23 protein-coding genes are annotated in these 20,486 nt (G+C 64.7%); 13 read left to right on the top strand and 10 right to left on the bottom strand.

Annotation, left to right across the window (positions count from 1 at the left end):
- Positions 1 to 11: 11 nt before the first annotated feature.
- From pqqC to AWB83_RS25960, 4 genes are read left to right on the top strand one after another with little or no spacing between them, the layout of a single operon-like run.
- Positions 12 to 746 (top strand): pyrroloquinoline-quinone synthase PqqC, encoded by a 735-nt coding sequence (gene pqqC / locus AWB83_RS25975; RefSeq protein WP_244197890.1) that lies wholly within the window; start codon positions 12 to 14, stop codon positions 744 to 746.
- Positions 743 to 1,051 (top strand): pyrroloquinoline quinone biosynthesis peptide chaperone PqqD, encoded by a 309-nt coding sequence (pqqD, locus tag AWB83_RS25970; RefSeq protein WP_244197887.1) that lies wholly within the window; start codon positions 743 to 745, stop codon positions 1,049 to 1,051. The genes pqqC and pqqD overlap by 4 nt, the downstream gene beginning before the upstream one ends.
- A 4-nt stretch (positions 1,052 to 1,055) precedes the next feature.
- Positions 1,056 to 2,252 (top strand): pyrroloquinoline quinone biosynthesis protein PqqE, encoded by a 1,197-nt coding sequence (gene pqqE, locus AWB83_RS25965; protein ID WP_087048502.1) that lies wholly within the window; start codon positions 1,056 to 1,058, stop codon positions 2,250 to 2,252.
- Positions 2,249 to 2,971 carry a response regulator gene (locus tag AWB83_RS25960; protein ID WP_087048485.1) on the top strand — a complete coding sequence of 241 codons (723 nt, stop codon included), beginning with the start codon at positions 2,249 to 2,251 and terminating at the stop codon, positions 2,969 to 2,971. Before pqqE ends, AWB83_RS25960 begins: the two co-directional genes overlap by 4 nt.
- Here AWB83_RS25960 and AWB83_RS25955 read toward each other — a convergent pair.
- Complete coding sequence (locus tag AWB83_RS25955) at positions 2,881 to 3,921, bottom strand: ATP-binding protein (protein WP_087048501.1); 1,041 nt, start codon at positions 3,919 to 3,921, stop codon at positions 2,881 to 2,883. The two genes, AWB83_RS25960 and AWB83_RS25955, sit on opposite strands and share 91 nt — an antisense overlap.
- 175 nt (positions 3,922 to 4,096) lie before the next feature.
- Between AWB83_RS25955 and AWB83_RS25950 the strand changes: the two genes are divergently transcribed.
- Positions 4,097 to 6,454, top strand: coding sequence for a TonB-dependent receptor (locus AWB83_RS25950; RefSeq protein ID WP_087048484.1), 2,358 nt, complete (start codon positions 4,097 to 4,099; stop codon positions 6,452 to 6,454).
- Between the two features lie 21 nt (positions 6,455 to 6,475).
- On the opposite strand, the gene AWB83_RS25945 is transcribed toward AWB83_RS25950, so the two are convergent.
- The 4 genes from AWB83_RS25945 to AWB83_RS25930 form a co-directional block, all read right to left on the bottom strand.
- A complete protein-coding gene (locus AWB83_RS25945) occupies positions 6,476 to 6,886 on the bottom strand; it encodes a hypothetical protein (protein ID WP_087048483.1) in 411 nt (136 codons plus the stop codon).
- A gap of 138 nt (positions 6,887 to 7,024) precedes the next feature.
- Entirely contained in the window at positions 7,025 to 8,086 is a 1,062-nt protein-coding gene (locus AWB83_RS25940) for a YVTN family beta-propeller repeat protein (protein WP_087048482.1), read from the bottom strand.
- A 189-nt stretch (positions 8,087 to 8,275) separates the two neighbouring features.
- On the bottom strand, positions 8,276 to 8,803 hold the full coding sequence (locus AWB83_RS25935; RefSeq protein ID WP_087048481.1) for a DUF3280 domain-containing protein: 528 nt from the start codon (positions 8,801 to 8,803) through the stop codon (positions 8,276 to 8,278).
- A gap of 394 nt (positions 8,804 to 9,197) precedes the next feature.
- Positions 9,198 to 11,393: a SulP family inorganic anion transporter gene (locus tag AWB83_RS25930; protein ID WP_087048500.1), complete on the bottom strand. Its 2,196-nt coding sequence runs from the start codon at positions 11,391 to 11,393 to the stop codon at positions 9,198 to 9,200.
- A 364-nt stretch (positions 11,394 to 11,757) separates the two neighbouring features.
- Here AWB83_RS25930 and AWB83_RS25925 point away from each other — a divergent pair, with 364 nt between their 5' ends.
- The 3 genes from AWB83_RS25925 to AWB83_RS25915 all read left to right on the top strand — a co-directional run bounded on the left by AWB83_RS25925 (position 11,758) and on the right by AWB83_RS25915 (position 13,084).
- On the top strand, positions 11,758 to 12,081 hold the full coding sequence (locus AWB83_RS25925) for a hypothetical protein (protein ID WP_087048480.1): 324 nt from the start codon (positions 11,758 to 11,760) through the stop codon (positions 12,079 to 12,081).
- An 11-nt stretch (positions 12,082 to 12,092) separates the two neighbouring features.
- Complete coding sequence (locus AWB83_RS25920) at positions 12,093 to 12,479, top strand: VOC family protein (RefSeq protein WP_087048499.1); 387 nt, start codon at positions 12,093 to 12,095, stop codon at positions 12,477 to 12,479.
- 356 nt (positions 12,480 to 12,835) lie between these two features.
- Positions 12,836 to 13,084 carry a hypothetical protein gene (locus tag AWB83_RS25915; protein WP_087048479.1) on the top strand — a complete coding sequence of 83 codons (249 nt, stop codon included), beginning with the start codon at positions 12,836 to 12,838 and terminating at the stop codon, positions 13,082 to 13,084.
- A gap of 90 nt (positions 13,085 to 13,174) precedes the next feature.
- Here AWB83_RS25915 and AWB83_RS25910 read toward each other — a convergent pair whose 3' ends face one another.
- Positions 13,175 to 13,774, bottom strand: a complete 600-nt coding sequence (locus AWB83_RS25910; protein WP_087048478.1) for a J domain-containing protein — start codon at positions 13,772 to 13,774, stop codon at positions 13,175 to 13,177.
- A gap of 87 nt (positions 13,775 to 13,861) precedes the next feature.
- Positions 13,862 to 14,182, bottom strand: coding sequence for a hypothetical protein (locus AWB83_RS25905; RefSeq protein WP_244197886.1), 321 nt, complete (start codon positions 14,180 to 14,182; stop codon positions 13,862 to 13,864).
- Positions 14,183 to 14,304: 122 nt separating this feature from the next.
- Between AWB83_RS25905 and AWB83_RS25900 the strand changes: the two genes are divergently transcribed.
- The 3 genes from AWB83_RS25900 (at position 14,305) to AWB83_RS25890 (ending at position 17,148) form a co-directional block, all read left to right on the top strand.
- Positions 14,305 to 14,859: a phosphonate degradation HD-domain oxygenase gene (locus AWB83_RS25900; RefSeq protein WP_087048477.1), complete on the top strand. Its 555-nt coding sequence runs from the start codon at positions 14,305 to 14,307 to the stop codon at positions 14,857 to 14,859.
- Between the two features lie 210 nt (positions 14,860 to 15,069).
- Positions 15,070 to 16,479 (top strand): DHA2 family efflux MFS transporter permease subunit, encoded by a 1,410-nt coding sequence (locus tag AWB83_RS25895; protein WP_087048476.1) that lies wholly within the window; start codon positions 15,070 to 15,072, stop codon positions 16,477 to 16,479.
- A 105-nt stretch (positions 16,480 to 16,584) separates the two neighbouring features.
- Complete coding sequence (locus AWB83_RS25890; protein ID WP_087048475.1) at positions 16,585 to 17,148, top strand: lytic transglycosylase domain-containing protein; 564 nt, start codon at positions 16,585 to 16,587, stop codon at positions 17,146 to 17,148.
- A 125-nt stretch (positions 17,149 to 17,273) separates the two neighbouring features.
- On the opposite strand, the gene AWB83_RS25885 is transcribed toward AWB83_RS25890, so the two are convergent.
- Positions 17,274 to 17,633 carry a hypothetical protein gene (locus tag AWB83_RS25885; RefSeq protein ID WP_087048474.1) on the bottom strand — a complete coding sequence of 120 codons (360 nt, stop codon included), beginning with the start codon at positions 17,631 to 17,633 and terminating at the stop codon, positions 17,274 to 17,276.
- Between the two features lie 112 nt (positions 17,634 to 17,745).
- On the bottom strand, positions 17,746 to 18,069 hold the full coding sequence (locus AWB83_RS25880) for a hypothetical protein (protein ID WP_087048473.1): 324 nt from the start codon (positions 18,067 to 18,069) through the stop codon (positions 17,746 to 17,748).
- 402 nt (positions 18,070 to 18,471) lie between these two features.
- Between AWB83_RS25880 and AWB83_RS25875 the strand changes: the two genes are divergently transcribed.
- Positions 18,472 to 18,768: a hypothetical protein gene (locus AWB83_RS25875; protein WP_087048472.1), complete on the top strand. Its 297-nt coding sequence runs from the start codon at positions 18,472 to 18,474 to the stop codon at positions 18,766 to 18,768.
- Positions 18,769 to 18,967: 199 nt separating this feature from the next.
- Positions 18,968 to 19,471, top strand: coding sequence for an Mpo1 family 2-hydroxy fatty acid dioxygenase (locus AWB83_RS25870; RefSeq protein WP_087048471.1), 504 nt, complete (start codon positions 18,968 to 18,970; stop codon positions 19,469 to 19,471).
- Here AWB83_RS25870 and rarD read toward each other — a convergent pair whose 3' ends face one another.
- Positions 19,472 to 20,449, bottom strand: coding sequence for an EamA family transporter RarD (rarD, locus tag AWB83_RS25865; RefSeq protein WP_087048470.1), 978 nt, complete (start codon positions 20,447 to 20,449; stop codon positions 19,472 to 19,474). It abuts the gene before it with no gap.
- Between the last annotated feature and the right edge of the window lie 37 nt (positions 20,450 to 20,486).

Genomic DNA, 20,486 nt, shown 5'->3' with positions numbered 1-20,486 from the left:
TGTTCAACCCGATGCTCAACCCGACCACAGGCCCGATCTTCACCGCCTTGAAGGAGCCGGGCCCCGCGTGGACGCGCGAGGAATTCGAAGCGCAATTGCGCGCGAAGGGCACGGCGTATCACATCCATCATCCGTTCAACGTGAAGATGAACAACGGCGGTTGTTCCAGGGAGCAGATACGCGGCTGGGTCGCGAATCGCTTCTACTATCAGATCAACATTCCGCTGAAGGATGCGGCGGTGATGTCCAACTGCCCCGATCGCGAAACGCGCCGCCGCTGGGTGCTGCGCATTCTCGATCACGACGGCTACGGCGATCAGGCCGGCGGCATCGAGGCATGGGCGCGTCTCGGCGATGCGGTCGGCCTCTCGCGCGACGACCTGTGGTCGCTCAGGCTCGTGACGCCGGGCGTGCGCTTCGCCGTCGACGCCTACGTGAACTTCGCGCGGCGCGCGCCGTGGCAGGAATCGGTGTGCTCGTCGCTGACCGAGATGTTCGCGCCGCAGATCCACAAGGATCGGCTGGCGACGTGGCCCGAGCATTACAAGTGGATCGAACCGGACGGGCTCGCGTATTTCCGCTCGCGCGTGTCGCTTGCGCAGCGCGATGTCGAGCATGGGCTCGAAGTGACGCTCGCGCATTTCACCACGCGTCAGGAGCAGCAGCGCGCGCTCGACATCCTGCAATTCAAGCTCGATATCCTCTGGACCATGCTCGACTCGATCGAGAAGGCGTTTGCGCAATGAGCGACAACAACCCGACCCAACGCGTGCAGGAAGCCGTCGAGGCACCGGACGATTCGTTGCATCCGAAACTGAAACGCCTGTTCCGCCTGCAATGGGAACCGGCGCAGGACGCGCACGTGCTGCTCTATCCCGAGGGCATGGTGAAGCTCAATCAGAGCGCGGCGCAGATTCTTCTGCGCTGCGACGGCACGCGCGATATTCCGGCGCTCGTCGCCGATCTGGAAACGGCGTTCAGCACGACGGGCCTCGGCGACGACGTGCGAGCGTTCATCGCCGGCGCGCGTGCGCGAGGCTGGCTGGAGTAGCGTGATGACCGACCTGTCCGAACCCATCGCCAGGCCCGAGCACGAAAGCGCGCCCATCGCGCCGCCGCTGTGGCTGCTCGCGGAGCTGACGTATCGCTGTCCGCTGCATTGCGTGTTCTGCTACAACCCGGTGAACTACGCGGACCACACGCGCGAGCTCGACACCGCGCAATGGCTCGATGTGCTGCGTCAGGGGCGCGCACTGGGCGCGGCGCAACTGGGCTTCTCGGGCGGAGAACCGCTCTTGCGCGACGATCTGGAAACGCTCGTCGGCGAGGCGCGCAAGCTCGGCTTCTATACGAACCTCATCACGTCGGGCATCGGCTTGACGGAGAAGCGCATCGGCGCATTGCAGGAGGCGGGACTCGATCACATCCAGCTCTCGTTTCAGGACTCCTCGCAGGAGCTCAACGACTTTCTCTCCAGCACGAAGACCTTCGACTACAAGAAGCGCGTCGCGAACCTGATCAAGGCGCACGGCTTTCCGATGGTCCTCAACTGCGTGCTGCATCGCTACAACCTGCCGCATATCGGGCGCATCATCGACATGGCGCTCGCGATGGGCGCGGAGTACCTCGAACTCGCGAACACGCAGTATTACGGCTGGGCGCACACGAACCGCGCGCAGCTCATGCCGACGAAGGAGCAACTGGACGAAGCGGAAGCGGTCGTCGAACGCTATCGCAGCGAGATCGGCGACAAGTGCAGGATCTTCTTCGTCGTGCCCGATTACTACGAGCGGCGGCCGAAGCGCTGCATGAACGGCTGGGGCTCGGTGTTTCTCGGCATCGCGCCCGATGGCGCGGCGCTGCCGTGTCACACCGCGCGCTCGCTGCCGGGCCTCACGTTTCCGAACGTCACCGAGATGCCGCTCAAGGACATCTGGTACGAAAGCGATGCGTTCAATCGCTTTCGCGGCTTCGGCTGGATGAAGGAGCCGTGCCGCAGTTGCGACGAGAAGGCGATCGATCTCGGCGGCTGCCGCTGTCAGGCGTACTTGCTCACGCAAGACCCCGCGAACGCCGACCCTGTTTGCGACAAGTCCCCGCATCACGAGCGCGTCATCGAAGTGGTGCGCGCGGCATCGACAAGTCCGGCGCCGCAAGAGCAACCCATCCTCTTCCGCAACGATGCGAATTCCCGGCGCATCGCGGCGCTCGATCGCGAAAATGGTTCAGAAAAAGGAGAAGACAAGCCATGATTGCCGCCGACATATCCGTGCTGCTCGTGGACGATCACGCGGTGGTCCGCGAAGGCTACAAGCGTCTGCTCGAACTGAGCCCCGACGTGAGCGTCGCGGGCGAAGCGGCGGATGCCGCGGAGGCTTATCAAAAGTTTTGCGCGCTGCAGCCGGATGTCGTCGTGATGGACCTCGCCCTGCCCGGCGCGAGCGGCATCGAGGCGATGCGGCGCATGCTGACGCGCGAGCCGCATGCGCACGTGCTGATCTTCAGCGTGCACGAGGAGGCGATCTTCGTGCGCCGCGCGCTCGATGCCGGCGCGCGCGGTTATGTCACGAAGGCGAGCGCGCCCGATGTGCTCGTCGAAGCGGTGCGCTCGGTGGCGCGGCGCGTGTGCTATCTGAGCCCGGACATCTCGCAGGCGCTCGCGTTGCGCGCGACGATCCAGGAAGGGCCGCCGGGACGCCAGCTATCGGCGCGCGAGTTCGAAGTGCTGCGCCTGCTCGTGCAGGGCTACACGTTGCCGAGCATCGCCGAGAAGCTCGGCTTGAGCCAGAAGACGGTGGCGAATCATCAATCCGTGATTCGCCAGAAATTCGGCGCCGACAACGGCGTGCAGCTCGCGCAGATCGCCAATCGCCTGGGCCTTCACTTCGCCGATTTCGCCGGATCGGCCGACGCCGCGTTCACCGCTTCGTTCGGCTCCCTCGGCTCGATGGGCAACGGCAGTCCGGCCTGAGCCGGCACGCGCGCGCAGAACAGAAAGCCCGCGCCCGGCTCGCTCGCGACATGAAACTCGCCGCCGAGCGCTTCGACGCGCTCGCGCATGCCGATCAGACCGAGCCCCTTGCGCGGCTTCACGAGATCGACGCCCGGCCCGTCGTCGGCCATCGTCACGACGATTTCCTCCGGCGCGCGCGCCAGATAGATTTCCACGCGGGACATCCGCGCGAACTTCGACACGTTCGTGAGCCCTTCCTGCACGAGCCGATAGAGCGTGATGTTGAGCGCATCGCTCAGGTTGTCGAAATCGCCGTCGACGGCAAGCGTGAACGTCGCATCGGGCAGGCGCTCGCGCCAGCCGTCGACGCAATGTTCCAGCGCGGTGGGCAAGCCGAACTCGTCGAGACCGATCGGCCGCAGCTTGCGGATCATCCCGCCGATCTCGCGATACACGTGCGTCGCGCTTTGCATCAGCGCGAGCGACAGGCGATGGATCTCCGCCTCGCGTCCCGCCGACAGATCGCGGATGCGGCCCGCATCGAGCGACATCGCATTGAGGTATTGGCCCAGTTCGTCGTGCAACTCGCGCGCGAGATGGCGACGCTCGGTTTCCTGCGCGGCGAGCGCCTGGCTCGCGAGCCGACGGTTCTCCGCAAGCAGGTGCTCCGCCTCCTCTTCCAGCGCACGCCGCCTGCGCACTTCCGACTGTGCCTCGCGATAGCGCCGCCACGCGAACCATGCAAAACCGATCGCGAGCACGACGAGCGTCGGGGGCAGCTCGTCGAGCTGGAAACGCTCGGCGCTGCGCGTCAGGCGATACGCGTACTCGCTGAAGTCGAATCTCGCGAAGAGCGCGCCGGCGACGAACGTCGCGGCGAGCACGCAGGCGAGATCGCGCCACACCGGCGAGCGCGGCGCGCGGCGGGCAGCGTGTTTCTCGAGAGGGGGCAGGGATTCGGATGGCATCACGGAATGCATTCTACGCACGGCTTCATCGTGCGGCGCAGTGCACGGAACGCAATTGGGAACGCTTCCCTGCGTGATCGGGAAAAGCTCCCGGTCCACGCGTTCATTCTTATGCGACGCTTTCATTGAAAGAAACATTCTCGACGCGTGGATCAGAATACAAGAGGAGACGACGATGAAGAGCATGCCGCGCAAGCCCGCGCCCGCGCATCCGTTCAAACCCCGAGCGGGTCTGCGGCTCGTTTTCGGCAGCGCGTTCGCGAGCATGACAGTGTCCGCGTGGGCGCAGACGCCGCCCGCCGCCGGCTCGGCGGACGCACCCGCGCCCGCATCGGCCACGGCGCCCGCCACAGCCAGCGCGCCGCCGAACACCGAACTGCCTACGATCGTCGTCGTCGGAACCACGCCGCTCGTCGGCGTCGGCACGCCGCTCGAGAAAGTGCCCGCCAACGTGCAGACGATCAAGGGCAGCGAGATCGAGGCGCAGCATTCACAGACCGTCACCGATTACCTGCAGAAAAACCTCGCGAGCGTCGATACCAACGACGCGCAAGGCAACGCTTCGCAGACCGACATCCTCTATCGCGGCTTCACCGCTTCGCCGCTGCTCGGCACGCCGCAAGGCCTCTCCGTGTTCATGGACGGCGTGCGCATCAACGAGCCCTTCGGCGATGTCGTCAACTGGGATCTGGTCCCGCAGGCCGCGATCCAGACCATGCAGATCATCCCCGGCTCGAACCCGACTTTCGGCCTGAACACGCTGGGCGGCGCCGTGGCGGTGCAGACCAAGAACGGCCGCAGCAACCCCGGCGGCAACGTGGACCTGAGCTTCGGCTCGTTCGGCCGCAAGGTCGCGCAGATCGAGCAGGGCGGCGTGATCGGCGATCACCTCGACTACTACTTCACCGCGAACGTCACGAACGACAATGGCTGGGCGGATCACAACTCGAGCCGCCTGCGCCAGGCCTTCGGCAAGATCCGCTACACCGACGCCGATACGACCATCTCCGTCTCGATGGGTGGCGCCGACAACACCCTGAACGGCTCGCAGACGATCCCGCGCTCGTTCATGGACAACTTCCGGCAGGCGTACACCTTTCCGGACACGAACGAGAACCAGGTCGGCTATCTGACGATCAACGCGGAGCACTACTTCACGCCGAACATCCAGCTGAGCGGCAACGTGTACTACCGGCACTATCGCAACAAGAACGTGAGCAGCAACGTCAACCACGACTTCGATCCGGACGGCGACGATGCTGACGAACTCACGCAAGCCACCAACGATCAGTCGGTGATCGTGACGGACAGCTACGGCGCGAGCCTGCAGCTCACGCTGCTCAACAAGCTGTTCGGCATGGACAACCAGCTGATCCTGGGCGCCGCGGGCGACTTCGCCAATTCTCACTTCACGCAGTCCTCGCAGCCGGCGGAGTTCACCGACACCCGCGCGACCATCGGCACGGGCCCGTTCGCGCAGACGACCGACGCCAAGACGCGCAACGAGAACTGGGGCATCTACTTCGAGAACACGCTGTCGTTCACGGAGCAATGGTCGATGACGCTGGCCGGCCGCTACAACTGGGCCAAGGCGACCATCGGCGATGAAAGCGGCGTGCAGCCGCTGCTCGATGGACAGCACACGTTCTCGCGCTTCAATCCGGCCGTGGGCTTCAACTGGAATCCGACGCCGTACTTCACGGCCTACGCGACCTATAACGAGGGCATGCGCTCGCCGACCGCCATCGAGCTCGCGTGCGCGGACCCGAACGCGCCGTGCTCGCTGCCCAACGACTTCATCGCCGATCCGGACCTGAAGCCGGTGATCTCGCGCACCTTCGAAATCGGCGCGCGCGGCCGCATCGGCAGCCACACGACGTGGAGCGCCGCGGCCTACAGCACGACGCTTTCCGACGACATCCAGTTCGTCAGCAGCCAGGGCGCGGCGAGCACGCTCGGCTATTTCCAGAACGTCGGCAAGACCCGCCGGCAAGGCTTCGAACTCGCGGGCCGCACGCAATGGGGACCGGTGGGCGTCGCGGCGAGCTACAGCTATGTGAACGCGACGTACCGCTCGACGTGGACCGAAAGCAGCGCAAGCAACTCGAGCGCGGACGACAACGGCAACATCACCGTGCATTCGGGCGACCGCATTCCGGGCATTCCGGCCAACACCGTGAAGCTGCGCGTCGACTACAACCCGATCTCGCGCTGGAACATCGGCACGAATCTCACGTATCGCAGCAACATCTTCGCGCGTGGCGACGAGAACAATCAGGACGTGAACGGCAGCATTGCGGGCTACTTCCTCATCGATCTCGACACGACCTATAACGTGACCAAGCAATTGCAGGTCTATGCGACGGTGAAGAACCTGTTGAACAAGCGCTATGCGAACTTCGCGATTCTCGGCGAGAACTTCTTCAACGGCCCGAACCATACGTTCAATGGCACGGACACGGTGAGCGAACAGTTCCTGGGCGTGGGCGCGCCGCGCGGCGTGTGGGTGGGGATGCGTTATGCGTGGAAGTGAGCCTTGGGTGGGCGAGCGTGCTCAGCGCGGCCTGAACGGATACACCTTCGCGGGCCGCCGCTGCTGCAATTCGGCCAGATAGTGCTCGACGAAGCGGCTGAGCGCGTTGGCCTTCAGTTGTTCCATCATGCGCATCGCGTCGCTCGGCGATTCCGGGCCCATGACGATTGCGCCGATACCCAGCGCGCCCAGACGCACGACGAGTGCGCACGACGACAGCGAACCCGCATCGAACAAGCCGATCGCGTCGGCGGCGTCTTCGTCGAGTTCGATCTCGGCATCCGGGTCCGCATCGCAGCGAAGCTCGCCATGCTTGCCGATATGCGCGGGCAGCCAGCGGCAATTACCGCGATCGCCCTGGGCCGCGATCAGAACGCGCTTGCGCAAGGGCGCCTCGCGGATTTCCTCGAATGCCTCGGCCAGGGTAAGCATGACGATCCTCGAAGGCGGGTCCAGTCGATACTAGCAGCCAACACGGCTGCGGCGGGCAGCGGATCGTGCAATGCCGCGCCGCAGAAAGCGAAATGGCCACGCACGGCGGCCATCCCACGAACCTGGCCCGTGCTTCGATCAGCGTCCCACGATCGACCCCGCGCTCGGCGGATACGTCACGATGCCCCAGGCGAGCGGCAGATCGCCGATCTGCTTGATTTCCTTGTAGTCCGTGCCGTCCAGCACGTAGACCGCATTCGAGCGGCCGCACGCGAGCAGCACCTTGGAGCCGTCCGGCGTGAAGCTGAAGTGCCAGCAGCGCTGGCCGACCGGAACGTCCCGAACGTGCTCGTACGTGGCGCCGTCGAACACCTGCAAGGTCTTGTCGCGCGATGCGGCAACCAGCAGCCGCTTGCCCGAAGGATCGAACGAGACGCCATACGGGCCCGTCTTCGTGTCGACGGTCTTGATGGTCTTGAGGCTGCCGCCATCGAGCACGACGAACTTGTTCGCGTTCTCCAGCGTAACGACATATTGCTTGCCATCGGGCGACGCCTTGATGCCGCGCGGGCGCGAGCCCTTCGGCAAGTTCACCGTGCGCACCGGCTTGCCCGTGCCGACCCGATACACCGACACCGTGTCGTCGCCCTCGTTGGTCACGAGCATCAGCTTGCCGTCCGGCGAGAACTCGACGCCTTCGGTCTCGTGACCGCTCTTGACCGAGTGCGTGACCTTCATCGTCTTCAGATCGACGATGGCGATTTCGGCGGGCGGCGAGTTTGCGTCGTCGTCCTTTTCCGGTTCGCCGGGCTTGGGCGGACCGCCGCTCTCTCCGGGCTCGTAAGTCACGTACGCATAGCCGCCGAAGACGCGCACGAACTCCGGATTCTTGCCGATCTTCGCACGGCGCACGACCTTGCCCGTGGAGGTGTCGATCTCCGAGAGATCGCTCGTCGCCTTGTTCGCCACATAAAGACGCGTGCCGTCCTTGTTCAGGGAAAGGCCGCGCGGGCCGTCCTTGCCGACGTCGTAGGTCTTCGTCAGCGAGAGATTGTCGAGATCGATCACGCCGACTCCGGCGCTCTCGGTCGTCACGTAGGCGGTCGGCGCGGCGGCGTGCGCGAGACTCGCGGCAACTGCGAGCGATGGCGCCATGACCGACGCGCAAGCAATGCGCGCCGCCTTGAATCTGACATGCATGTTCGTCTCCAGCGGTTTCGTCTTGGATTATTCGAGTTCATGGGCACATGCGCGGCACGCCGCGCGCGGGCCTGCGTGGCCAACTCAGCCCAACTTAGCCCAATAAGCGCCGAGGTGGCAACGCTCGCGGCCGGGAGAAATTCCCGAATTCGGAGGCGCATGCCGCATTGCGCGCATTTCGGTACGACATCAGCGCGTGGCCGAGGGATCGTCCGCCAGCAGATCGGCGAGCGCCTTCGCGGCGCGCCGCCACGACTGATCGGTATTGCCGCGCATGTCCACCGAGCGCTGGAATAGGGTCTTGCCGGTGGCGGCGTCCTCCACGCGCAGATTGATGTTGAGGATGAGATTGCTGATCTTCTGCACCCAGCACACGCCGACGCGCGACGTGCCCAGCTGCTTCGCCACGCGCAGCTCGCAGCCGTTGCACGCGCTCATGTCCTGGGCCCTTTGCAGCGACGCGATCAGATCGCGCGCGCCCGCATTGTCGGCGACGCGAAAGAGCGCGCGCTCGCGCAGGTCGTCGCGCAATGCGCCGCTCACCATCGCGAGGCGCGCGGCCTGGTCGCGATCGGTCTGCGCGTCGTTGTAGGCGGCGTTGTCGTCGATCAGCGTGCAGTCGGGCACCGCGATCGATTGCGGTGCGTCCTGCGCAAGTGCGCCGCTCGTGACGATGAAGAGCGCCATCGCGAGCGACGCGCAAAGTCTGTGGGTCATGATCCCGGCCTCGATGTTGGACGCCTGCAAGCGCCAACAGCAGATCGCATACCTGTTCGCGCGCGTCCAACATACCGGTCATCGAAGTAGCGATCAAGAGGGGCTGCGCATGAAGCCGCAATGAGGCGAATGCCCGCATTCGTCCCGACGAATGGCATGGCGCGTGCAAAAGAACGGTCGAGCACACGTGCCGTGCTCGACCCGCTTCAGCCAGCTCATTCAGGGAGAGCCATCATGCGACGCACTCTCGTCATCAAGGACCTTCCCATCGGTCCCGACCAACTCGACGAAACCTCGCTCGCGCAGGCGCGGATGCGGCGGCACGCAGCGCGAGAACTGTTATCCATGCCTGACGTGCCCATCGCGGGCACGCATCACCGCATCGGATGCGCGCTCACGATGCCGCGCGCAACGCTTCGTCCGCGACGGCGAGACGCGAGGCCATCATCTTCACGACGAAGCGATGCCATTCCTGCGCGGTCAACGGATCTTCGAGTTCGAGCGCGCGCAATGCCGCGAGCGTCATCCGCCGCAGACGCGCGGGCTCATCGGCCACGACATCCGCGCTGCGCGGCGCGTGCGTGTACACCGCCATCTCGCCGATGATCGTCCCGGGGCCGAACGAGCGCAGCCGCACCGAGCGGCCGTCCGCAAGGGGCAGCGACACGGTCACGCGACCTGCCTCGACGATATAGAGCGCATCGCCCGCATCGCCGCGCCGAAAGAGCGTATCGCCCGCGGCGATTTCGCATACGTCGAGCAATCCGGCCAGCTGCGAGAGCGCGCGCGCCGTGAAGTGCGGCGCGAGCATCACGCGAAAGTCCTCTGATGGCGCGCAAGGCGGCGACGCAGGCGTGAGCGCGGCGAGTTGCTGCGCCTCGATCCATTCGAGCCCCGCATCGAGCGTGTCGAACTCGCGGATGCCGAGCGCGAGCGCGCCGGTGCGCTTGAGCAGCGCACGCGAGTTGCGCGGCAGCGCGGTGAGCACGAGGTCCGCGCCGATCGCGGCGCACGCCTGGCGCAGCTTGACGAATGCAAGCGACACCGACGCATCCATGCCGTTGGTCCACGCGAAGTCGAGCACGACATAGCGCACGGGCCTCGGGTTATGCGAGCGAATGCGTTCACGGATACGTTGCAGCATCGAGTTCGCGGAACCGAAAAAAAGGAAGCCTTGCAGACAGACGCCGCAGATCTCGTCGCCGCGATCGATCAGCAGGCGCGTCTCCTCGATGCTGCGCTCGACGTTCGAGGTGCGCGTGCGGCCGTCGAACTCCATGCGCACGCAGCCGGCGCGGCCATAGAGCAGCGCGAAGGTCACGCACGCCGCGACCACGCCCGCGACGACGCCCGCGATCACGCCATAGAACGCGATCACCGCGAGAATCAGCGGCACGAGCAGATACTCGTGCCACGTGAGCCTGCGATACGCGCCGACGAGCCAGTCCATCATGAGCCGCAGGCCCATGTAGATCTGCATGCCGACGAGCACCGGCACCGGAAAGAACGAGACGAGATCGGGCGAGGCCACCAGCACGAAGAGACACGCGAGCGCCGCGAACACGCCTGCGGCGCGGCTCGTCGCGCCGGCGCGCGCGTTGAGCATCGAGCGGTTGTACGACTGATAGCCGACCATGCCGCCGAAGAGGCCGCTCGCGATGTTCGCGAGGCCCGCTGCGCGCATCTCGCGGTTCAGGTCGATGTCCTGTCCGGTGGCCGCGCCCATCGCGGTCGAGTTCATGATGATCGTGATCGCCGACACCGACGTGACGATGAGCGTCTCGGGCAAGTGCGCGACGATCGCGCGCCAGTCGATCTCGCCGCGCGCGAGCGACGAAGGCAGATGCAGCTCGGGAATGTGCAGTGCGTGTGTCGGCACGTGCTGAAGCAGAAGACCCATGCTGCGCGCATCGTCGGGAGAGATGCCCGCGACGCGCAGAAGCACGTAGAACAACGCGATGCCGATGGCGAGCGTGATCGGCAATGCGGCCGCGTGACGCCATGTGCGTGCGAGGATCGTCGCGAGCGCGCCGACGAACAGCGCGGGCGCCCACGCGAGCCAGTGCAGGCGCGCGATCGTGGGCAGCGTGTGCCAGTCGAGCGCGACACCCGTCAGCACGCGAAACGCCCCCGCGAGCAGCAGATAGCCCGTGCCCGCGAGAAAGCCGCCCATCACCGGATATGGCAGGAATTGCAGCGAGCGGCTTTTCTTCGACGAGCCGATGGCGAAGAGAATCAGGCCCGTCACGAGCGAGCACAGCGCGATGGCGACGAGCACCGTCAGCAGGATGACCGTGGGCGATCCGCCGTTCGCGCGCACGCTGCTCGCGACGCCCGCCGCGACGCCGACGAGGAACGCCGTCGCATTGCTGTCCGGCCCGCCGATGTTCATGCGCATGGAGCTCGTCAACGCGATGACGAACGCCGTGACGATGCAGCTGACGAGCGCCGTGGGCACCCCGAGCTCGGCATAGCGCGCGAGATCGGCGCTGAAGATGAGCGTGCCGAGGCTCATCGCGTAGCACAGCATGACGAGCGTGGAGACGGTGCCCGCGGTCACGTCGCCGACGAGCGCGGCGAGGCGCGGCATGGCGCGCACGCGCACGGCGCGACGTGTCGAGGCTGGTGTCGTACTCGGCTTCACGGCGCCCCCGGGATAAGGGAAACGGCTGACGGATGCGCTTGACTGACGGCTGGACGTGCCGCGCTTCCCGAACGAAGCGCGAGGTGCGCCAAAAAGTATCCGCCGGGCGCGAAGACGATGTCAATTTTTGCGCGGATACGCGCCTGCATCGAGGATGCGTCGCGTCTTTCGTCTGATGTGAGACGCGAGCGCCATCCCGATTCGATGGACCCGCCGATGCAGCGCGCGCCGCCACGCGTTCCGATGGATTCGGCGCGCCAACAGGAGTAACGTTGGCTGGCGAGCGAACAACTAGACCAAGGAGGCGATCATGCCCGACGACCCCGCTCAATGGCGCGTGTTCGAATACGAAGGTTTCGAGATCCACGTGCTGCCTCAGCTCAAGCCCACGCCCGAGCATGCTCCGCCGCGCGCGGTGGACCGCTTCGTGTACATCGGCCATGTGTGCAGACACGGCGCCAATGCGGACATCCCGGGCGAAGCGGTGCATTTCCACGCCGACGGCGACGACGAATACAAGACGGCGCAAGACGCCGTGGAAGATGCGCGGCACGTGGGCAAAAGCATCATCGATGGCACGCATCCGGATCTGTCGGTGCTGTCGCTCGTATCGCATCATCATCATCCGGGATGACATTCGAGCGCATGGGAACGCCGAACGATCGACGACAACACGACGATGCGCACGTCGAAAGCCTGAGCGCGATCACGCTCGCCACGCACGACATGGCGCGCGCAGTGCGCTTCTACGAAGCGCTAGGCTTTCGCATCCTGCATGGCGGCGCGAACGAGGCGTTCACTTCGTTCGCCCTCGGTGCTTCATTCCTGAATCTCACCAGCGAGACGCATGATCCCATTCGATTCTGGGGCCGCGTCATCATCTACGTGTCCGATGTGGACGCGTTCTACCGCAAGGCGAAAGCGCACGGCATCGGGCCGCAATTCGAACCACGCGATGCGCCGTGGAACGAGCGCTATTTCCATCTCACCGATCCCGACGGCCACGAACTGAGCTTCGCGCGCCCGCTCTGAATCGCCCACGACTCGCGCGAGCCCGGGCACGGGAATCGCTTCGTTCGAAGTGACGGCTAGCGTACGCACCGGACCATTGATATGACCGTTCGCGTACATATCCGTGCACTGCGTTGCATGAGGATACGTCCATAAGATGGTCAGGCGTTTTTCGTGAACGAGACGTGGCAAAGCGCATTTTCGCCCGCTGTTGCTATTTCGCAAAAACGGGCCCCGCTCATGCATACGGGCGTAGAGTTAAAGTGCTTTGTGAGGAACGTGGTGCGTTGCGGCAGGGGTTTTCTCGATCGGGCTTTAAACCGTTGGAAAGTGGCGCCGTTAACCCGATCATGAATGCCGCGTGCAGGAGACTGAAAATGAAACACGCGAATGAGCGATCACTTCGTTACCAGGTCGAAAAATGGCTCGCGCCGGGCAGCGTGCCGGTCCATGTGAGACAGTTCAGCCGCATCCGTTCCGACGGACGGCGCTATGTATGCGTCGAGACGTGCCACGGCAAGGCGTCGCGAGCGCTGTTTTTTTTCCGCCACGACGATGGGCACTGGTGTGTCTATCCACCGGCGCCGCGGCGAAGCAACATGCGCGGCGAAGTGCTCGCAGCCTGACGGGCGCTTCTATCAACGAACCGGTTCGACTTCGCTTTTTTTGCCGCCCCGCTTCGAAGACAGGGCGTTCCTCGCGTTAGCGGCCAACAACTAGAAACGCAGATTGTTGAGGAACTGGAACCACATTGCGCCGAGCGGATTCGCAGCGCCGGCGGTGGCGGCTTCCTTCTCTTCTACCTTGCTCGCCTGGGGCTCGTCCGCGGGTTCTTCCTCACGCTCGCGACGCGCCTGCTCCGCCTGACGCGACTCGTGCAATGCGATCGCGCTGTCCGCGATCTGCCGCGCCGCGGATTCATCGCATTGCGCGCCGAGCAGAACGCCGAACACGACATCGCGGTTATAGCCTTGCGACGCGAAACGCATCGCGAGCGACACGCGCTCCGCATAGAGCGCCTCGCGTGCCTCGCGCTCCTTTGCTTCGCGCGCCTCGCGTTCCGCTTCCTCGCGGCGCGCGCGCTCTTCCCAACGACGCATTTCCTCTGCGAAGATCCGGTCGTATATCGCCCGTTGCTCGGGGTCGGAGAGAATCGCGTAGGCTTCCTTGATCTCCTGGAATTTCCCGCGGGCGGCGTCTTCGTTGCCCGCATTGCGGTCGGGGTGGCAGCGCATCGCGGCCTTGCGGTACGCGCGCTTGATTTCTTCGTCGGTGGCGTGCTCGTCCACGCCGAGCGTTTCGTATAGCGTTGCCATCTTGCGTTCGGTGGATACGGGTCGCCGAGCATCGTAACATGCGAAAAACGGGGCCCCTTCGCGCGATGCGGCGATGCAACACGCCGTCTAGCGGCCCGTGACGAAGCAAGCCGCCGCGCTTCCCAGCAAGTCGAAAATGGCGCGCGCGGGCTTCAGATAGCGCGCGATATGGAACCTGATGTTGACGACCGCCACGACGAAAATCACGAGCGTGACGAGCAGATAGTCGCGCCGTTCCGGCACGACGTGATAGCGCGTGTGCAGCAGCACGAAAACGATCCACGCGAACGCGGGCGCGTGCAGGGTCCAGTGCCTTTGCGCGAAATGCCAGGCGATGCGGCGCACCTCGCGCCGCGACCGGAGATCGAGACCCGCGAGCTCGGGGCGCCGTCTGAAGGAGAAAGGCATCGCGTTCGTTCCTCGCGCGTCGCAGGTCATGCTGCCGTGGTTCGCCATCGTCGCGACATAAAGCGGAGCGATAATCTCCGGATTTCATTTCAGCAGCATACGCATTCCCAGGCTTCCTTACGATGGCGCTTTCCCTCGACGACATCCGGCATCTCTTCGACGCACATGGCTCGATCGCCTATAGCGGCGAGCCGGTCACCCAGCTGCAGCACGCGCTGCAAAGCGCGACGCTCGCGGAACAGGCGGGTGCGAGCCGCGAGCTCATCGTCGCCGCATTGCTGCACGATCTGGGGCATCTCCTCAATCTGCAAGGGGAAACGCCGACCGAGCAAGGCATCGACGATCTGCACCAGTACTTCGCGCTGCCGTTCCTGCGGCCGCTCTTCTCCGATGCCGTGCTCGAGCCGATTCGCCTGCACGTCGACGCGAAGCGCTGTCTGTGCGCGATCGATGCGTCGTATCACGCGCGCCTCTCGGCGGATTCCGTGCGCAGCCTGCAACTGCAAGGCGGCGTGTTCGATGTGGAGGAAGCGCATGTGTTCCTCGCGAAACCCTACGCGCAGGATGCCCTCGTGCTGCGACGCTGGGACGATCAGGCGAAGGACGCGCATCGCGTGACGCCCGAACTCCCGCATTTCATGGCGATGGCGGCGAGCATCGCCCGCGCGCAGGCTTAGGCGCAAACCGCCCGGCTGCGCTTCGCCGGCGGAGCCTGACCGCCCGACACACCTTGCCGATGGAGGCATGCCGCGCGCTCGTCGCGGATGCGTAGAAAAACGCCCGTGCGCTTATCGCGCTAGACTCTGCGGCATACAGCCATTCCCATTTCAGCACGCCTTGCAACGAATCTTGCAACAAGCCTTCAGCGCGCGAGCGGGCGCCGCATCGTGAAAGGCAGCAACTTCCGCATCACCGCCGCCGTCGTGGCCAGCGCGCTTTTCATGCAGAACATGGACGGCACGATCGTCGCGACCGCCATCCCGAGCATGGCCCGCGATCTCCAGGTCGACCCCGTTCATCTGAGCAGCGCGATCACCGCCTATCTCGTCGCGCTGACGGTGTTCATTCCCGCGAGCGGCTGGGTCGCCGACCGCTTCGGCGCGCGGCGAGTGTTCATGTGGGCGATCGCGACCTTCACGCTCGCTTCCGTCGCGTGCGCCGCCGCGATGAACCTGCCGCAGTTGCTGGCCGCGCGCATCGTGCAGGGACTCGGCGGCGCGATGATGGTGCCGGTCGGCCGCCTGATCCTGTTTCGCGGCGTCAAGCGCGAGGAATTGCTGCAGGCGACCACCTGGCTCACGATGCCCGCGCTGGTCGGCCCCTTGCTCGGTCCGCCGCTCGGCGGCTTTCTGACCGACGCCCTCAACTGGCGCAGCATCTTCTGGGTCAACGTGCCGGTGGGCGCGGCGGGCCTTCTGCTCACCTGGAAGCTGCTGCCGCCCTCGCCGCCCGAAAGCCGCACGCCGCCCGATCTGCGCGGCATGCTGCTCTCGGGCGCATCGCTCAGCCTTTTCATGATCGGCATCGAGAGCGCCGGGCGCGGCGTGCTGCCCGAGGGCGTACCGTGGATCTGCGTCGCGGTCGGTTTGCTGCTCTTCCGCGTCACGGTGCTGCATTGCCGCCGCGTGGCGAACCCGGCGATCGACTTCTCGCTCCTGTCCATTCCCACGTTTCACGCCGCCACCGTTGCGGGCAGCCTGTTCCGCGCCGGGGCGGGCGCGCTGCCCTTTCTCGTGCCGCTCACGCTGCAAACGGGCTTTGGCTACAGCGCGACGGCCAGCGGCCTTGTCACGTTCGCGAGCGCGCTCGGCTCGTTCTGCATGCGCCCGATGACGGCGCTCGCACTGCGGCGCTTCTCCGTGCGCACGGTGCTGTGCGCGGGCAGCGTCTGTTTCGCGGCCGTGCTGCTCGTCTGCTCGACGATGTCGCAGGCCTGGCCCGCCGCCGCGATCTTCCTGCTGTTGCTGCTGGGCGGACTCGGGCGCTCGCTCAGTTTCGCGACGATGGGCGCGCTTGCCTTCGCCGACGTGCCCAAGCCGCGCCTAGCCGCCGCGACCTCTTTCCAGGGCACCGCGCAACAGCTGATGAAGGCCGTGGGCGTGACGGTCGCCGCCGGGACGATCCAGGCAACGATGCTCGTTTCGGGCAGCGCGCACACGGAGCGCTGGCAACTGGCGTGCGCGTTCATCGCGACGGCGCTGGTCGTTCTGGCTTCGCTGCCGATGTTCGCGCGCCTCTCCTCGGATGCCGGCGAGGGCATCTCCACGCCGTCTGCAAAGCGGGCCGAGCGCACGTAATTCATTCCGATTTTCGAAACGAAACATCAGATTTAAGACAAGTACATGATCCACAAGGATTTTTTATGGGGATATAATGCGACTCCGCTTTGATCTCCCCGTCCGATGCGCCGATTTCTCGTCACCTTCGCCGCCCTCGCCATCTCGCTGAGCGCCGCGCACACCGCGTCCGCTCAGGAAAACGTGCTCGCCGCCAGCGACGCGACCGTTCAGCAAAGCCCGAAGGCGCAGCAGGAAGGTCACAAGATTTCAGAATTCCTTACACGGAAATTCGGCGTGGCCCGCGAGAAGGCCCAGACCATCGCATCCGCGGTCATGTCGTCCGCGTCGAAATATTCGCTTCCTCCGGCGCTCTTGCTCGCCATCATCTCGATCGAATCGCGCTTCAAGGAAACGGCCAGAGGCCCGAACAACGCAACTGGGCTCATGCAGGTGGTGCCGTCGGCGCACAAGAAACTCGTGCGAGACATCGACCTGACGGACCCTGAGGACAATATCGAAGCCGGTTCGGCCATCCTCCATGGCTATATGAAATCCGCACAAGGCGACATCGACGCCGCGCTGAAGAATTATGGCGGATCGCGCGCTTATGCGGAGAAGGTCAGCTTGCGCGCGAAAGCGTTCGAACCCGCTGCCTCCGCCGATGCGGCGTCCGCAAGCGGTCAGTGAATCTCGCGCCATTCACGGCGCGTCCTGCTTTATTTTCTATTTGAATTGCGCACCGCCGTCGGGCGGATGCCGCCATCGTGTCCCGGCGACGTCGCGGCGATCGCACCCGCATGCGCGCGGGCCCATCAGTAGGGCTTCTGCGTGCCGCTGCCGCTCGAGTTCGTGCCGCCCGAGTTCATGTTGCCGTTGTTAGGCGCACTGCGCTGCACGGTACCCTGATCCTGGCTCATTCCGTTGTTTACGCCATTGCCCATCCCGCTCTTGGCGCCCGTGCCGGCCGTGCTGTCCGGTGAGCCGCCCATGCCGGTGCCGCCCATGCCGACGCCGCCGCCCTTGGCCGCCGCAGCCGAACCCGAGCCTGACGAACCATTACCGTCCGCTCCCATCGAGCCGCCCGCTGCGCCGCCGCCTGCTTGTGCAAAGACGCCGCCGGACAGTCCAAGCACCAATGCCGATATCACCAGCTTTTTCGTAGTCGCGTTCATTGCAAGTCTCCAAAATTTGCGTATCGGTCGCGCAACGCGAATGCTGCGACGACCGTATCCGCTTCAGCGCAAGCGACGTGCCGCGACTTCTTCGTCGTGTCGAGCCATGCGGTCAGTAACCGCAAGGCACGTACGCGCCGCGATAGTTGTCGTAGCAGTAGCCGGGAGGCTGCGCCGGTTGGGCATAGACCGGTTGTGCGTACGCTGGTTGTGCATACGCGGGCTGTTCATAGACCGGCTGCGCATAAGTCCGTTGCGCATTGGCGACCGAGGTGACGAGCGCGCCAAGCACCGCACCGCCGATCAACGCGCCGACGATCGCGCCGCCATCTCCTCCGCCGCCGTGGCGACCACCGCCGCCATGTCCGTGTGCCGAAGCCTGGCCCGCCACTGTCAAACTACCGATCATCAACAAGACAAGTGCTGCGCGTTTCATGAGCTTCTCCGTTTCCCGTTAGCCGGGTTCATGACACTCATCTTAAGCAGCCGGCTAAGAAATAACTGCTGCAGTTGGTAACCGTGCATTTCAAGAATTACAAATAGGCCGCATCGAACGTGCGACACCGAACTTCAGTTCGGATACCGAATTACCTTAGGCGCAGTTACAAACTGAAGCGAATTCGCTGAACCGTAACAACTTCCCAGCGCATCCGGTAACGCGCGTCGAAAAGCTCAGGCAACGCCGCCACTCTTACCGAGCGCCGTTTCATTTGCTCGCGACTGGTTACTGTTTGTCACCAGAAGAATGTCAACACTATCCGTGGACGCGGCGTTTTCATCCTTAGCGCGGCGCACTGCGCCACGCGTCCTCCAGAACAGATCAAAGGAGTTTCAAGCCATGAAGAAGATCGTCGCTGCTCTCGCATCCGCCATGCTCGTCACTACGGTATTCGCGCAAACCGCCGCGACCGACGCAGGCAAAGCTCAAATGAAGGCAAACAACGAAAAGGCCGAGGCCCAGGCGACCGCCAACAAGAAGGCGCACGCGGCACAGGCCAAGGCCGACAAGAAGAAACAGGAAGCAGCGAAGGATGCCAACGTGGCGCAAGCAAAGGCCGACAAGGAGAAAGTCGAGGCACAAAGCGACGCAAACAAGGCGGCCGCCGATGCGAAGGTCGACGCTGCGAAGAAGTAAGGGGGGCCGGCGTCATCGCATCGCGCACTGGGCATTGCATAACGACAATCCGGTGCGTTCGATTGGAAGCGAGCCTTCGGGCTCGCTTTTTCTCTTGGCGGCCACGCATTCCAGCACGCCAAAGGAAACGCTCTACTTGCCGATGCCGGCGCGGGGCCTATCATTCGTGGGATAAAAAAACACGAAGGAGACACCCGCCATGCGCACGCTGACCGATCATCTGTCGCAGTACGCCGAATATCATCGCGACAAGCGCAATGTCGCGACGCACTTCATCGGCATTCCGCTCATCGTGCTCGCGATCGCCGCGTTGCTGGGCCGTCCCGCATGGCCGATCTTTTCGGGAGCGTTCATGCTCACGCCGGCATGGCTGCTGTTCGCGCTCGCCACGCTCTACTATCTCTGGCTCGATGTGCCGCTCGGCATCGGCATGGGCATCGTGTCCGCGCTGAGCGCGGCGTTCGGAGATTGGGCGGCCTCGCAAGCCACGTCGATCTGGCTCACGATCGGCATCGGCATGTTCGTGATCGGCTGGATATTCCAGTTCATCGGGCACGTTCGCTATGAACATCGCAAGCCCGCGTTCGTCGACGACATCATCGGGCTGCTGATCGGGCCGCTCTTCATCCTGGTCGAGCTTCTGTCCGGACTCGGGCTCAGGCGCGATCTTCACGATGCCATTCAGGCGCGCGCCGCGCGCTGATCACTCCACCCGCTCGATTTCCTCCGCGACGGTTTCATGCTCGACGCTCGCATGATGCTCGCTCATCGGCATCGCCCGCTCGCGCGAACGCGAGCGCATCAGGAGACGCGCGCTATGCACGCCCGTCAGCAAGACCGCGATCCAGATCGGCACGTAGGTGCCCAGCTTCCGCGCTGAAAACGGCTCGCCTAGCAGCAGCACGGCAACGCCCACCAGCAGCACCGGCTCCACGTAGCCGAGAATGCCGAAGAGCGCGAGCGGCAGATGCCGGCTCGCCCGCAGATACGACGCGAGCGCGATCGTGCTCAGCGCGCCGAGGCCGGGCAAGAGCAGGAGCCACAGATGCGGCGCCCCCGCGACTTCCGCGAACGAGCCGCGCACGAACAGCATGATCAACGCGACGGGCGCGATCAGCATGATCTCCACCGCGAACGACACCAGCGGATCGGCATTGAGCCGCCGCCGGATCACGAAGTACGGCGGATAGCCGAGCACCACGACGAGCGTCGGCCATGCGAACGCATGCGTGACGATGAGCTCGTGCGCCACGCCCAGCGCGGCCGCGGCGACGCCCGCCCACTGAAATCCGTCGAGGCGCTCGCCGTAATGGAAGCGCCCGAGCAGCACCATCGCGAGCGGCAGGAGGAAATAGCCGAGCGAGACTTCGAGCGCGCGTCCGTGGAGCGGCGCCCACAGAAAAATCCACAGTTGCAGGCCGAGCAAGGCCGCGACGACGGCGAACGCCAGCAGCAGATGCGGCGTTTTGGCGAGCTTCGAAACGAGCGCGCATAATTGCGGCCAGCGGCTTCGCAGCGCGACGAGCGCAAGCGCGCCGGGCAGCGTCCAGACGATGCGCCACGCGAAGATATCGAGTCCATCGAGCGGCGCGAGCCACTTCGTATAGCCGGACATGAGCGCAAAAAGCGCGGAAGCGGCAACGGACAGCGCGATGCCGCGCCCCAGGTCATGCTGATTCATCGAATGTGGCGCAAAGCGCTAAAGGTGGAACGCAAGC

Origin of the sequence: Caballeronia ptereochthonis (assembly GCF_001545075.1) — a bacterium.
Classification (GTDB): domain Bacteria; phylum Pseudomonadota; class Gammaproteobacteria; order Burkholderiales; family Burkholderiaceae; genus Caballeronia; species Caballeronia ptereochthonis.
Note: the sequence above shows the minus strand (reverse complement) of the source record. Positions and strands in the feature narration are given on the sequence as shown.

Coding starts and splice junctions, on each gene's coding strand:
- pqqC (WP_244197890.1), top strand. CDS start 12: ATGCTCAACCCGACCACAGGCCCGATCTTCACCGCCTTGAAGGAGCCG.
- pqqD (WP_244197887.1), top strand. CDS start 743: ATGAGCGACAACAACCCGACCCAACGCGTGCAGGAAGCCGTCGAGGCA.
- pqqE (WP_087048502.1), top strand. CDS start 1,056: ATGACCGACCTGTCCGAACCCATCGCCAGGCCCGAGCACGAAAGCGCG.
- AWB83_RS25960 (WP_087048485.1), top strand. CDS start 2,249: ATGATTGCCGCCGACATATCCGTGCTGCTCGTGGACGATCACGCGGTG.
- AWB83_RS25955 (WP_087048501.1), bottom strand. CDS start 3,921: ATGCCATCCGAATCCCTGCCCCCTCTCGAGAAACACGCTGCCCGCCGC.
- AWB83_RS25950 (WP_087048484.1), top strand. CDS start 4,097: ATGAAGAGCATGCCGCGCAAGCCCGCGCCCGCGCATCCGTTCAAACCC.
- AWB83_RS25945 (WP_087048483.1), bottom strand. CDS start 6,886: ATGCTTACCCTGGCCGAGGCATTCGAGGAAATCCGCGAGGCGCCCTTG.
- AWB83_RS25940 (WP_087048482.1), bottom strand. CDS start 8,086: ATGCATGTCAGATTCAAGGCGGCGCGCATTGCTTGCGCGTCGGTCATG.
- AWB83_RS25935 (WP_087048481.1), bottom strand. CDS start 8,803: ATGACCCACAGACTTTGCGCGTCGCTCGCGATGGCGCTCTTCATCGTC.
- AWB83_RS25930 (WP_087048500.1), bottom strand. CDS start 11,393: ATGCCGCGCCTCGCCGCGCTCGTCGGCGACGTGACCGCGGGCACCGTC.
- AWB83_RS25925 (WP_087048480.1), top strand. CDS start 11,758: ATGCCCGACGACCCCGCTCAATGGCGCGTGTTCGAATACGAAGGTTTC.
- AWB83_RS25920 (WP_087048499.1), top strand. CDS start 12,093: ATGGGAACGCCGAACGATCGACGACAACACGACGATGCGCACGTCGAA.
- AWB83_RS25915 (WP_087048479.1), top strand. CDS start 12,836: ATGAAACACGCGAATGAGCGATCACTTCGTTACCAGGTCGAAAAATGG.
- AWB83_RS25910 (WP_087048478.1), bottom strand. CDS start 13,774: ATGGCAACGCTATACGAAACGCTCGGCGTGGACGAGCACGCCACCGAC.
- AWB83_RS25905 (WP_244197886.1), bottom strand. CDS start 14,182: ATGCCTTTCTCCTTCAGACGGCGCCCCGAGCTCGCGGGTCTCGATCTC.
- AWB83_RS25900 (WP_087048477.1), top strand. CDS start 14,305: ATGGCGCTTTCCCTCGACGACATCCGGCATCTCTTCGACGCACATGGC.
- AWB83_RS25890 (WP_087048475.1), top strand. CDS start 16,585: ATGCGCCGATTTCTCGTCACCTTCGCCGCCCTCGCCATCTCGCTGAGC.
- AWB83_RS25885 (WP_087048474.1), bottom strand. CDS start 17,633: ATGAACGCGACTACGAAAAAGCTGGTGATATCGGCATTGGTGCTTGGA.
- AWB83_RS25880 (WP_087048473.1), bottom strand. CDS start 18,069: ATGAAACGCGCAGCACTTGTCTTGTTGATGATCGGTAGTTTGACAGTG.
- AWB83_RS25875 (WP_087048472.1), top strand. CDS start 18,472: ATGAAGAAGATCGTCGCTGCTCTCGCATCCGCCATGCTCGTCACTACG.
- AWB83_RS25870 (WP_087048471.1), top strand. CDS start 18,968: ATGCGCACGCTGACCGATCATCTGTCGCAGTACGCCGAATATCATCGC.
- rarD (WP_087048470.1), bottom strand. CDS start 20,449: ATGAATCAGCATGACCTGGGGCGCGGCATCGCGCTGTCCGTTGCCGCT.